This window comes from Streptomyces sp. NPDC008121 (assembly GCF_042957155.1).
Classification (GTDB): Bacteria; Actinomycetota; Actinomycetes; order Streptomycetales; family Streptomycetaceae; genus Streptomyces.
The window spans coordinates 1-13,447 of record NZ_JBIBHT010000022.1 but is presented as its reverse complement, the minus strand read 5'-3'; the positions used below and the strand labels follow the sequence as shown (position 1 = coordinate 13,447).

Annotated in this window: 5 protein-coding genes and 1 pseudogene; 5 read left to right on the top strand and 1 reads right to left on the bottom strand. The window is 67.6% G+C overall.

The window, feature by feature from the left end; translation table 11 throughout:
* The first annotated feature begins 120 nt into the window (after positions 1-120).
* Positions 121-5,430 (top strand): RHS repeat-associated core domain-containing protein, encoded by a 5,310-nt coding sequence (locus tag ACFZBD_RS33670; RefSeq protein ID WP_391147204.1) that lies wholly within the window; start codon positions 121-123, stop codon positions 5,428-5,430.
* Between the two features lie 674 nt (positions 5,431-6,104).
* On the opposite strand, the gene ACFZBD_RS33665 is transcribed toward ACFZBD_RS33670, so the two are convergent.
* On the bottom strand, positions 6,105-6,398 hold the full coding sequence (locus ACFZBD_RS33665) for a PxKF domain-containing protein (RefSeq protein ID WP_391147201.1): 294 nt from the start codon (positions 6,396-6,398) through the stop codon (positions 6,105-6,107).
* Between the two features lie 241 nt (positions 6,399-6,639).
* Here ACFZBD_RS33665 and ACFZBD_RS33660 point away from each other — a divergent pair, with 241 nt between their 5' ends.
* From ACFZBD_RS33660 to ACFZBD_RS33645, 4 genes and pseudogenes are all read left to right on the top strand, one after another.
* Complete coding sequence (locus ACFZBD_RS33660) at positions 6,640-7,191, top strand: IS3 family transposase (protein ID WP_391147217.1); 552 nt, start codon at positions 6,640-6,642, stop codon at positions 7,189-7,191.
* 617 nt (positions 7,192-7,808) lie between these two features.
* The gene (locus ACFZBD_RS33655) at positions 7,809-8,429 is read left to right on the top strand and encodes a hypothetical protein (RefSeq protein ID WP_391147199.1); all 621 of its coding nucleotides are present in this window, start codon (positions 7,809-7,811) and stop codon (positions 8,427-8,429) included.
* Positions 8,430-10,922: 2,493 nt separating this feature from the next.
* Complete coding sequence (locus tag ACFZBD_RS33650) at positions 10,923-11,753, top strand: VOC family protein (RefSeq protein WP_391147196.1); 831 nt, start codon at positions 10,923-10,925, stop codon at positions 11,751-11,753.
* Between the two features lie 1,316 nt (positions 11,754-13,069).
* A pseudogene (locus tag ACFZBD_RS33645) lies at positions 13,070-13,447 on the top strand (hypothetical protein); the annotation flags it as partial.

Sequence of the window (13,447 nt, the reverse complement as noted above, 5' to 3'; positions counted from 1 at the left end):
GGAAGCGGTTGGGTGGGGACAATGGCACACCCCTGAACCGCTGCCTACCCCCCCGCCCCTCGCCGCCCAGCACCCGGCGGTGCGGGTGCTGGGCGGCGAGGGGCGGGGTGGCTGCGCCGAATGGGGCTGGCCACCGCCGTCGTGATGGCCGTCACCGCCGTCCCCGTCACCGCCACCACCACAGCTGCTGCCGCCAGCGCTGTTGCCGCGGCGGGGGTGTCGGGGACGGTTGCGATGGGCGGCGGAGCCAGCGGCAGCATTCACGAACAGACCGGCGCCTTCACTACCGTCCTGCCGCTGCTCTCCCTGCCGGGGCGTGGCGGCACCGGGGTGGAACTGGCACTCGCCTACGATCAGAATGCCGCGGGCGCGGGCGCGGACCGGCACGGCCTCGGGGCCGGTATCGGCCTGGGCAAGCCGTTCATCGACCCCGACAGCGGCGGCACCCTGCACACCCCCTCAGGGGCCGGCAGCTACCCGATCCATCCCGGCGACACCACCGGCACCGGCCTGAAGCGTTACCTCCTCAAAGACCTCGCCCTGCGTGATGCACCTGGGGTCCTGCGCGAGCGCGAGGGCCTCGCTGACCTGCTGCGGAAGTACCGGTGGGTGCTGGCCTACGGCGACGGCCGCCAGCTCTTCTTCTCCGCGGAAGGTGATCTGATCGCGGAGCGGGATGAGTTTGGCAACGAGACCGCCTACCTGTGGGAGCACCACACCGGGCAGCACCGCCTGGTCAAAACGGTCGATGCCTGGGGGCAGACCGTCACCTTCGACTATCGCATCCACGGCGAGGTTACGGTCACCTCACCCGTCCGCAGCGACAGCAAACACCCCCGCACAGTGCTCCGCCTCAACGACGGCAGCCTTACCTCGATCACCTACCCCGGGGAGCAGGTCACCCGCCTCGCATGGGACCACACCCCCCAAAACCAGCCAGGGCGGCTCCTGACCCGCGTCGACACCCCCATGGGGGCGGTGACCCGCATCGGCTACGACGCCCCGCACGGCTTCCCCGTGGCCTCCTCGCTGAAGGTGACCGACCCGGAAGGGAACAACCTCACTCCCGAGCGCACCTTCCGCCTCAGTACTGAGGGCGAGCATGCCGGGCATGACTTCACCGGCCGCGGCCAGTACGAGAGTGCGGATGCGCTGTTTGACTCCGCCGATGCCGACTACCGGTACGTGACCGAGCTGTCCGACGGAGAGTCCACCGTCCGCTCCGTCTACAACAGCCTTCACCTGCTGAAAGAACGCACCGCATCGCTGGACATCAACGGTGAACCGGTTCCGGTCCGCAGTCAGCAGCTCACCTATGAAGGCGAGCGGGAGGGCGGGCAGGCTCCGCCGCCGGCGTCTGCGCTGCCCGCCAACTACGGCAAGCCGGTGAAAGCTGAGGTCACCGTCCACGACCCTGCCACGGGGAGGTCCCGTTCCACGACCGAGACGGCCAGGTTCGATGAACACGGCCGTGAGACGGAACGCACGGATGCTACCGGCGCGGTCACCGTCACCGCCTATGACCCCACCGCCCTCGGTACCCCCACCGGCGAGGGTGTGCCTGCCGGGTTCGGGTTGCCGGTGAAGGTCACCGTCACCGGCACGGACGGCAGCCGAACTGTCACCGAAAATGCCCTCGCCCCGGACCGGAAGAGCATCGCCCGTACCACTGAAGCGGTGCAGAACGCCGGGGAGGAGGAGCCCTCGGCCCGTACCGTCACCGCGTTCACCACCAACGGCCATGGTGAACTCACGGGCAAGAGCGTTACCTGGGCGGAGGGGGCGAAGCCGGACGGCATGGAGGGCCCAGACGAGCTCACGGAAACCTACGAGACCACCGCCGATACCGGGGCCCGGACCCGCACCACCACTGTCACTTCCGCGGCCGGGACGGCCAGCGAGGTGACCGACCTGGTCACCGGCCAGGTCATCCGCACTACCGGCACCGACGGCCGTACCACGCAAACCGGCTACGACGAGGCCGGGCGTGTTACCACGTACACGGAGCCGGGCGGACCGGACGGCAAGGGCCTGACCGTCACCACCGCCTACACCCCGCTCACGACCACTGTCACCACGCCGGGGCAGGGCGGGAAGCCGCACGTGACGGTACAGCACCGGGATCTGCTGGGTCGGGTAGTGAAAGAGACCGACAACGTATCCGGCGGCCAGCTCACCGATGATCCGGCCGCCCGGACCCTGCAGGCCGTCACGTTCACCGACGGGGGGCGGACCGCGGAGGTCACCGACACCGCCGGGCGGACCACCGTCACCACCAGCGACTCCCTCGGCCGGCCGGTGAAAGCCACCGCCCCGAACGGCATGACCCGGCTCACCGTCTATACGGATGCCGCCACCACGGTCACGTCCACGGTGACCACGCTGACCCTCCCAGCCGGGGAAACCGACCCGGCCAGAGCGGTGGTCACTGCCACCGAGACCCGCGATAACGCCGAGCGCCCGGTCGCCTCGGACTCGTCGTTCGCAGACGGCACGGAGCAAGCCGGCAACAGCACTGTGTATGACGGTCTGGGCCGTACCGCCCGGGCAGTGTCCGGCGACATCGCCCTCACCCCCTCCCGCAGCGCAGCCGGCACCCCTGCCGTCACCACCCTTACTCCCCAGAACACCGGCACGTTCCCTGGCCAGAGCGTCACGGCCAGCAGCTCCCGTGATCTGACTGGTGCACCAGTGGTGAAAACCCTCACCGCGGGACAGGGAGGTGAGGAGCGCTCTGGTACCAGCCACATCCGTGATGCCGCCGGCCGGACTGTTGAGGAACGCCGCCCCGACGGCAGCAAGACCGTCTTCGCGTACACCGGCGGCGGGCAGGTGAAGGAAGCCGTCTCTCCGTCCGGGATCCGCACCGCCTATACCTATAACAAGGACACCGGACAGGTCACAGAGACGGCAGTGACTTCGGCGGACGGGAAGACCACCGAGCGCACCGGCTACAGTTACGACCCGCACACCGGCGCCGTCACTGCCGTGTTCAGCCCCGATGACGCGGACGGTAGCCGGATCTCCTACGCCTATGACGCCGACGGCAACGTCACGTCCGTCACCTACCCCGACGGCAAATCAGTCCGGCAGGAATACGGGGGCGCGGGGCAGCTGCAGAAAGCGACGGACACCGCGGGGCTGGCGACCTTCTACACCTATAACCCCGATGGCACCCTCAACACAGCGGTGCAGCATGAACGGGACGATCAGGACAGCCCGGTGAAGGCGTCGGTCGCCTACACCTACGACGGCCTGGGACGCATCACGAAGACCGACCGCGGTAACGGCGTCACTACCCAAACCGAGTTCACCGATGCCCATCAGGTGAAGCGGGAGACGACCACTCGCGGCGGCGAGGTTATCTCGGAAGCTGCTTACACCTACGACAGCCACAGCAACGTCACCGCCCGCACTGACACCCGGCCTGCGGCCGGGGAGGGCGGCACGCCAGGCGGGCCGGTGACCACCACCACCCGCTACACCTACGACGCGTACAACCGTCTCACCGGCTCAGAGGTCACCGGCGCGGACGGCAAGCCGCTGACCTCCACCCGTTACACCCTGAACGTCTCCGGCGACGTCGTGAAAACTGAGATCACGCCTCATACCGGAGACCAGGCCGGGAAAACCACGGCCACCGAGAACAGCATCGACACCAGCGGCCGCCTTACCGCCCGCACCACCAGCGGTGATGGCAGCCCTGGGCTGGTGAAGCAGGTCTTCGATGCGGACGGCAATCTCAGCACTGCCCATGACGACACCCGCTGGGCGTACAACCTGCACGGCCAGCCCGCCGTCATGACCGCCCCGGACGGCACTACGGTCCGCTACACCTACTGGGCCGACGGCACCCGCGCCACCCTCACCCAGAGCCCCGCCCCCCGCAGCGCGGACTCTGAAAACAGTGCCGGTACCGGGGCACATCCAGGCGCCGGTACCGGGACGGGGAGCGGGGCTGGCGGCAGCGGTCTGGCCGGGCAGGAGCACACCACCGTCTTCCACTACACCCCCGACGGCACCCTCCTCAACGACACCCACACCACCAGCAGCAGTACCGGGGAAAGCGATCCCGCAGCCACCGCCTCCTACCTCCTGGCTGGCATCCGCCAGGCCCGCACCCTCACCGGTGACGGGGCAGAGCAGGCGGCCCCTACCGGCGCCGGCTACCTCCTCGCCGACCGGCACGGGAACACCACCGCCCTCACCACCGCTGACGGCGGACAGGTGTCCCAGGCCTGGCAGTACACCGACTACGGCCAGCCCGCCGCCCCTGAGGGCACACCCCATCCCGCCGCCCCGGCCAGCGCCGCCGGCCCGTCTGGGGCGGCCCGCCAGCCCTTCACCTACGCTGGCGAATACTCTGACCCCCACGGCACCCAGTACCTCAAAACCCGCCTCTACGATGCCGCCACCGGACGGTTCACTACCCCCGACCCCGCTCCCCAGCACAACCGCTACCAGGCCATGAGCGCCAACCCCGTTAACCGCATCGACCCCGAAGGCACCACCGCAATCTCTGACTCCGGCTGGGCTGTCATCGGGACCGCGGTCGCTTCCATGGTCATCGCACTCGCCCTCACCGCCGTTTTCGGCGGCCCGGCGGGCCTCCTGGGTGTCACCACGGCCATCGGCGGATTCCTCGAAACAGCGGGCACCGCACTCGAAATCGCCGCCATGAGTCTGGGCCGGAACCGCATCGACGACCCCATGACGATCGCTGCTATCACCCTCGCCGCCGCTGGCGCCGCCCTCTCTATCGGCAGCATCCTCGCCCCCCACGCCGCCAAACAAGTTTCCCGGGCAGTCTCCAAGGTGGGGGCCTGGATGAAAGACAGATCCGTCAGATACATCGAAAAGGGGGTCAAGCAACTTTCCGACTTGGAATGGGAAAACCTGAAATGGAGTGCAGAATCACGTGGCTTGAATACAGGGCAAAGTAAAACCCTGGCAGATCTGCCAGCCGTATCAGAAGGCGCCAGAAGGAGCGGAGGAAAGGCGATCTGCGGCCTCACTGCATATTCCTGCATTGAGAATCTGACTCAGGGGCGAAAAATCGCACCTACAGACAAACATCGCAACTGGACGCGCACAAAGAACCGGATAATTTATGGACCGGCTATATACAGCGGAAAATCGGCCTCCGAGATGAACGACGCAATCCTTTCGCGCCCGCGGGGGACAGTATTCTTGCTCTCCCTTTGGGGCACGAAGAAACTAGAAAAGACCAGCAGGAAAGCCGCTCATGCAGCACTAGCCTACCGCGGAAAGAACAGAGTTAAATACATAGAGCCCCAGCGAGCCGGCCAGATGGGAACCGACCAGTCTGCCCCTGACTTCATACGCGCATACCTCGACAACGATCTGACGTTTGACGACTTCAGCGTCTGGGAAGCCGGCACTGCTCTCGGCCGCGGCACGACCCCGTGACGACCGGGCCCACAGCGCGCTCACCTGACACCAACGCCACCACGGTGCAGCCGCGAAGCACTCGGAACGGTCAGAAGTGCGTCTCCAGACATAGGTACCGCCCCATGAGAGCCACCCCGCTGCAGAATCAGCAACGCCGCCCTTCCCGCACGCCCTAAAAGGGAAAAGACAAGACCCTTACCTGGCCTGCCGTCACTGACGGCCCACCCGCTGGCACCCGAACCGTCACATCGCACCTCTCGCTCCAATATCACAAAACCGAGAGAGTGCAGGTGCCCGTCAAAGCGGAACAAGCTCATACCAGGGCCAACCAAGCAGACACGGGCACCCCGCCCGCTCCACGCAAGTGGGGGCCGACGGTGATGAGAGATGGGGGCGAGTGGTGTGGGGTAAGGCCCCACCCGTCTCGCTGAGGACGCGGAATGACTATGGGGTGCAAAGGGCGCTGAGGCAGAACCCGACCCCGCCTCCCGGTGTTCTCCGGCGTGGCGGGCGAGCCAAGTCGATCAGCGAGGGCCTGGGCTCCCGGGCAGGGCGCGGGTATGACGGATGCCGCCGCCGGGAGAGGGATACCGTGGCGGCGGCATCCAGGACGGCCGGCGTGCTGCCGGCGCCTTTCGCCTTCCTTCCGGTTCCGCTGTCGTGCACGGGACCCGGCGGCCGCGAGGCCGCGCTTAACTGAACTGGAAGTTCAGGGTCCGGACGGTGCCGTCGTCGAGGGTGAGGGTACGGCAGGTGCCGGACCAGGCTTTCTGGGTTTTCCAGTTGTACTGGTATTCCTGGGTGGCGGGAAGGTAGGTCAGGCCGCTCTGGCTGGCGGTGGACTCGACGATCTCGACAGGTGCACTGGAGCTGCAGGCCACCCACCGGGAGGAAGGAGCGTGCGGGGCACGGATGTCCGGGCCCTCATCTCCGCTGAGGGAGAACTTGACCGGGACGGTACGTCCGGCGCTCACCTCGCTGCCCACCGGCCCGTGCCCGCTGCTGCCTGTCCAAGTCCTGCTTCCAGATATGGCATCTGGCTCGTCTCCCGGGATGCGGAGCAGGCTGCCCGGCCCGGGGCCGTGGAGGCCACCGCGAGGGAGAGGGAGAACCGGCAGCTGCGGGCGCGGGTGAAGGAGCTCCTCGGCTGAAGCAGGAGATCCTTCGGAGGACCGTGAAGTATCTGGCTGGCGAGACCAGCTGGTGAGCAGCCGCTTTCAGTTTTCGATGATCATCGCGTCTTCGGCGTCAAGCGGCTGTGGCGGATACTGCGGGTCTCACGGCCGGGTTTCTACCGGCATCTGGCCGGTGCGGGCGCGCGGGCCGGCCGGGCCCGGGCCGATGCCGAGCTCGCCGGACGCATCACGCGAATCCAACAGAATCGGATTGCCCGACGGGGTTCCGCGTGTCACTGCCGAGCTGAGGGACACCGGCCGGCGGGTCAGTCACAAGCGCGTAGAGCGCGTCATGGGCGCATTCGGCATCATCGGTCCGACCCGTTCTGACGAACTGGGCGAGGACGTCCTGCGTCTCCGGCTGGAGGCTGTTGTGGTGCGAGGCGAGGATTCGCACGATGTGACCGGGTGGGCCGTCAACGGTCATTTGCGCCGCCGGGCTGCTGGTCAGATGCACCGGCACGCGTTTGAGCGAACAGGTGCTGCGCTTGCTCCCGGGTCCCCCCGGCCTGCAGGAGCAGCCTCAGGAGTTCACAGCCCCACAGCCAGGGGTCGGCTCCGAAGCAGCTCGGAGGAGGTAGGAGGACGGACAGGGGCCGACTGATTCTGGCGCTTGCCAGCGACCGTGCGAGCGAGGTCCACCGATGGTGTCACCACGCCGGAAAGACAGAGTATTGACCTGGATGCTGAGGTGCGGCAGCACGTCGGGGCGTCGCTCGCGGGCCATGCGCGTGTAGTGGACCCACACGGTGTCGGGGCGGGAGGAGGCCTGGTGAGGTGGTGCTGAAATGAAGCCGAGGCGGTGCCGACCCACGCCAGGGCGACGTTGGCGAAAAGGCTGAACCGAGCGTCCAGGAGCGCGCATGTCTACCTCCAGCAACAGCCCCGAGACCTCGGCGGCCGCACCCGCATTTTCACGCAATGTGAAACACCCCGCGCCGGCTGCCATGACACTCCCCAACCGCCCCACGCCTGCTGGGCATTGTGGCGTCCACGGGCCACCGTCTCTTGAGGCGTCACACCAAACGTTCATGATCGCGTTGGCCGTCCTCATGCCCGCATGCCCCCCGCCAAGGCGCTGACCAGTACAGACACCGGAACACAGCTGCCGTCACTTGCAAGAGCCCTGACCTGACCACGCCCACCAACGACGAGCCGGTAGTGCCGTCAGCCGAGAGACCCACCGATCGACCGATGCATGACCCTGGAGGTATTGCCACCATGCTGAGGCGTCGCAGCCGCGATGGCTGTCAGGCGCACTGTGCAATTGCCTGGAAAGTGGTGGAGAAATTGGTACGTAACCGCTCTATGACAACGCTGGGCCGGGAACCGGCCGACGGGCCGGAACAGCGTCTCTGGCCGTCACGGCGGCTGAGGCGCGCGGGAATTCTTCCTGCCCTTGCCTCTGTTGCGCTGGTGGCAGGTGTGATCGGAGCCCCCACTGCAGGCGCCAGTCAAGCTCCTTTCCCGCAGCTCTCGGACGGGGCCCCGCATGCACAGTTCAGTTCAAATTTCAACGTAATCAACAACAGCAGCCACACGCTGACCCTCCAGTGGGTAAAGGGCGACCAGTTCCAGGACGGCCGCCCGGCCGACGGGTCGAGCATCGAGCCCGGCAAATCGGCCACTTTCCATCTCACCTGGTGGACCACCGGCCCAACGTACGCAACCGCTTACTACGGCATTGACGGAAGCTCGGATAACATCGAAGTAAGAATGAAGGTTGACAGTTGGGGATGGAACACGGGCGGGTGCACTGTCAATAATTTGCGGGACAACACGAATATCACATGTGAAGCTAAAGACAACTATTACGGCGCCGATATCACGATCCAGGACTAGCAATGTCCTGAGTCCGTAATTCGTGTGCAGTACGCGGCGAGAGCATGGAGGAAGCCGTCCAGGCGCGGATGTCCCGTCCGGGTACGACGACTCTGCGACGAGCCGAGCGGCGCATTTTGCGACAGGCCACTCTGCGGACCAGGGGTCGATGCGATTCAGCCGGGATGCCACGGCAGGGTGACGCAGCAACCCCTCTTAACCGGCTCGATCTGGTGGGTGGCCGCAGGTCAGCAAGGTCCTTGGGGACAGCGGCCGGGCATGGCGGGGGATGCGCCACTGCTTGATTCTCGCGATGGTGCGCTCGACCCGGGGCCCGGAGTGCCGCAGGGGCCTTGTTCAGTGCCTGGTGCTTGCTGCAAGAGGTCGCTGTTCGGCCTGCTTGACCAGCGTGGTAACAGTGCCGTCAGCTGCGATGTAGCCCTTGTCGGCCAGGACTCCAGGTCCAGCTGTGCGCAGATGGTCACGATGTGGTGCACCCGTGCGGCGTTACGTCATGGCTTGCGCCGGGCAGGGCCGGCGGGATCCGCAGAATTGCTCTCTCGTCCGCGGCGGCAACCTGCAGGTTCACACCTTCGCGGCGAGCCTTGCCGGAGTAGTGGACCTCGGCCTGGGCCCGGCCAGTCTCGGCGACGGTGCCGTCAAGAAGCACATTTCCGTCGCCGGGTGGCCGGCGAGCGCCTCCCTCAACGACGGCGCGGCCTCTGCGGGACACAGGGCCACGCCGGTCCAGCAGCCGACCTCGATCTGTTCGGGAGTGTTGTGCTTGCGAAGGCAGAGCGGTGCGCACCGGGCCCGTCGTACGGCGGCCGGGCTCGCAAGGCCAGTCCCCTCCGCCGCGACGAGAAACCATGGTCACCATTTCGAGGAATTCCAGCTCCAAGTCACACGCGGCAGGAATAGGCGAACACCGGGGCGTCTCCGCTGGCCGGGTGGGGACCCGCCCCACCACGCAGATGCCCCCATTCCTCCCGCGTCAACAACAAAGCACGCCATACCCGACAGAGCTGCAGCTGGAATGCGCTCCTGGAGCGTTTCGCTAGGCGGGGACATTAGTGCTGTTCAGCGGGGTGTGGCGGCCTCCACCGGCCGTTTTTGCCTTTGCGGGCGAGTCGCCTTGGCAGTGCGTGTGGAGGGCGAGGATCCCGGCTTTGGCCATGATCCCGGCGAGGATCGCCCGGCCAGCTCCGCGCCCACCAGCCGCTGACAGTCCGGTGCGAGCGCCTGAACCCTCAGGTCCAGTCTCGCTGGAACACCTTCAACTCGCCTGAGGCCCGATGTGCTGGACGACGAGATCCCGGTTCGTAAAGGGAAGCGGCCGAATGCCGGGGGGAGGAGACCCGGCCTGGTCTCAGCATGCCCCTGAAGCCGCGCAGCCTGGCGAGGGCAGAACTCGCCATCACGATCGACAGACCGATTCCTGGACCGCTGGCGGAGCCGGTCCATAGGGCCGCTGTCCGGAAACTTCGGGGCACCTCAGGTCCGTCAGGCAGGACACGCCACCCCATCCGTGGTCTGGCCTCCCGATCACCAGCTGGGGCACGGTCTGGTCGCCCATGCGCACAGTTTCAGCCACCCACCTCCTGGACCAGGTCGCCGTCGGCCATCCAGGCATCCGGCATGTTTGGGTCGAGGGCGGCTACCGACAGCACCTCCTCGAGCCCACCGCAACCCTCCCTCACTGGACGCTGCCCGTCACCTGGCCGTAGAGATGACCGGCGTGGGACCTGCGCTCCCGCCTGCCCTGCGGCTCGTCCACGGCCAGGAGAGCTTCGCAGTCCTGGCCGGCTGGCGAACCGGGCCTGGGACGGCTGCTCCGCGGGCAGAACAAGGCCGAGGCCCGTCACCTGCGTGCTTGCGGGCCAGGCCAGAAGGCGCCCACGGCTTGATCCTTTCTGTCCCGGCGCCAAGCCGCCAGGAACTCAAGCTGCTGAACACGCTCCCACCGTGCACCTCCGGCGCTGCCTGGACCCGCGCTGGCCGTCTGCGGCCGCAACGCCACAACCCCTCAACGGAACCGTGGACGAGACACCTAGCGTCAGGGATCCGACAACCTCGGCCAGACCTGTTCGGGACTGTCCGGTGGTCGCGGTGCGGTCATGTGGGCGCCGCCGGACCGGCCCACAGGGCGCCGCAGGGCGGATTCCGGAAGGGTCCCCAGTGAAACTACTGGGGCTCGGTGCGCTGCCGACCGCGCCTTGCCCATTCCCGGCAGACGGGCATTTGCGCGGGCCGCATCCGCCCGGTCTATTGTGGAGTATCCGGTTCCCAGTATGGGAATGGCGGTGGTCAGGGGTCTGTGGCGGAGCCGGCGGCGGTGTTGTTCGCCCGGAAGTCCGGGGGGTGCCAAAGGCGGGGTGCAAGTAGCCGGTCTACGGGCAATGCCGGTGCATCTGGATGAGGTGTTTCGTGCGGAGGCGGAATCGGTATTGCAAACCCAGGGAACCGGAACGTCGGAGTCCGGCCTCGGCACGGCGACCCGGAACGGAGAGACACGTGGTCATCTTGGCGGCAGACCTGATCGGTGCACCCTGCTGGCTGAGCCTGGCGGCGCGGAACCGCGAGGGGGCTGAGCGCTTTTACGAGGCGGTCCTGGGGTGGGAGTTCCGGCCGGGCCGCTTGGGCAGGGCCTACTCTGTTGCGGAGGTCGGCGGTGTGCCCGTGGCTGGTATCGGGGCGGTTGCCGCGGAGTTTGCCGTACCAGTTGCATGGACCGCGTATTTCGCCGTAGACGACGCCGACGCGGCGGTCGGCCGCGTTCGGGAAAGGGGCGGCACGGTCGGAGTCGGCCCGGTTTCGTACGTAGCGGGCGGCCGGGCCGCCCTGGTGGCTGACCGGGAAGGAGCTGTATTCGGTGTCTGGGACGGGGACATGCTCGCTGAGTGGAGTGTCGGCTCCGAGCGGTCGCCTGCCTGGCTGGAACTGCGCACACATAATGCGTTCGATGCAGCCCTCTTCTACGGGGAGGTGCTGGGGTGGGGGCAGGGCGGTGGTACCGTCGGCGACACGTCATACGAGGAAGACCAGGTTGTTCTGCGGCGGGGCGGTCGCGCCGTCGCCCGGCTGACCAGCGGCCCTGTGAAGCAGGCCGCCCCCCAACCGCAGCTACGGCCGCGCTGGCTAGTCCACTTCAGCGTCGCCGATCTGGATACGGCAGTATCCGCCGCTCTGGCCCATGGCGGCACTACTGTCGCCCACGACCCCTCCGGCATCGAAGACGCCCGGCACACCACCCTCCAAGACCCGGACGGCGGTCTCTTCACCATCGACGCAGACCACCCACGGCCGGGTGTACCGGACACCGGCCTTGGCACCGGCGGGACGTAAAGCTCCGCGGGCAGCAAGTCCCAACAGGGTCCTGGCACGGCGAAAGCCGCAGCCCGGAGAGCCACGGCCTGGCCTCGGCGCGCCCAGCAAACCCACCGCCTCCAAGCGGCCCCTCTGGCCTGGTCCTAGCCAGCCCGGCCCGTCACCCGTCGTGCCGGCCCATTCACCGGACAGCTGCGCGTGCAATCCGTAACCTGGAACTCCTCTACGGCTCGGCTGACGGCGTACCCGTGCCCGCGTTCCGGTGACGCCGCGAGGCTTCGAACAGCCTCGATCCTGGCGGAGGCGCTGCGTTGGACGTCGACGGTGGAGGGGTCGACCTCCGTAGATGCCGCCCCAGTGGTATCGGCCGTCGCGGCGTAGACCGTCTTGCCGTCCCCGGAGATGAGCAGCGCACCGAGCAGGCTGCCCCGGGGCCGGTCCTGGTCCACTACAAGGGCCAGGGGCCGCGGTCGAGCGCCGCTACCACGACTCCAAGGGGCCACTCGGGGTCACACCGGGCTTCCTCGAGCACAACCCCCGCGTCGCCGCTCCTATCCAGGTCATCTGCCTGGCCCTGCCGGTCTTCTGCGTCATCGAACGGCCGGCCATACGCGCGCAACGGCCGCCGCGCAGACGATGACCGGCCTCTACCCGGCAACTGCCGCCTCCGCCCCACCGGCCGCATGAGCCTGGTAGTGCGCGACATGGACAGCGAGCCGGGAGCCCGTGAACTGGCCACCGTCCTGCACGCCGCCCTCGCACATCTGACCCGCGCTGTTCCCGAAACGTCTTGAGGCACGATGAGGCGGCGTAACGGACGGGGTCGGCCCACTTCCAGCGTTTCTGCTTCACCGCGCCCGAGCTGGCCACGATGATCGACAATGACAGTGCGGCAGCATACAGAGATGCTCGGCCGCCGGTTCCCCAGGTGAAGGAGAAAGAGAGACCGGTGCACTGCCGTCTGTCGGCATGCCTCTGGCGGCGGCGTGCGTACCGGCCTGTAGAGACGGGTGCAAAGTCCGGACCGCCCGGCTCGCCTGGACGCCGCACGGCCCGCCCCTGGCAAAAAGGGACTGCGCCGTGTGTTACAGGCATCCGGCAGGCGCTGCGGTCAGGGCACGTGCGCTTGCGGTTGCGGCGTCCTGGAGCCGACCAAAGGCTCTCGCCTGAGGCGGGCGGATCCCGTTTCTGGCCTGGCCCTGGAAAGCCTTGCCGGCCGGCCGGTCGGCCTGTCGCCTGTCAGGCCGTTGAGGCGCCGGTTGCCTGATTCCGTCCGGTGAAGGAGGCCGGTTGGCTGGGCCGATACCTGTATGCCCTTCCTGGCTGGAGATGTCATGCTGCACCGTCTGCCCGTTGATTCTGCTGGGGTGGCCAGAGCCGAAAATACCGGCTGGCTGCGCCGTGTGGGGCTGGCCACCGCGGTAGTCGTGGCCGTCACCACCGTGCCAGTGGTCACGCCCGCTGCTGGGCCCGCTGGATCCGTGGCGGCTGCCGTCGGCGGGGTGTCGGGTGCGGTGGCGTTGGGCGGGGGGGCTTCGGGCAGTATCAGTGAGCAGACGGGTGCGTTCACGACGGTGCTGCCGCTGGTGTCGCTGCCGGGCCGCGGCGGGGCTCCGCTGGAGCTGGCGCTGTCGTATGGCCAGGGTGCGGCTGCGGCGGGGGTGGACCGGCACGGTCTGGGCCAGGGGATGGGTCTGGGGAAGGCGTTCATC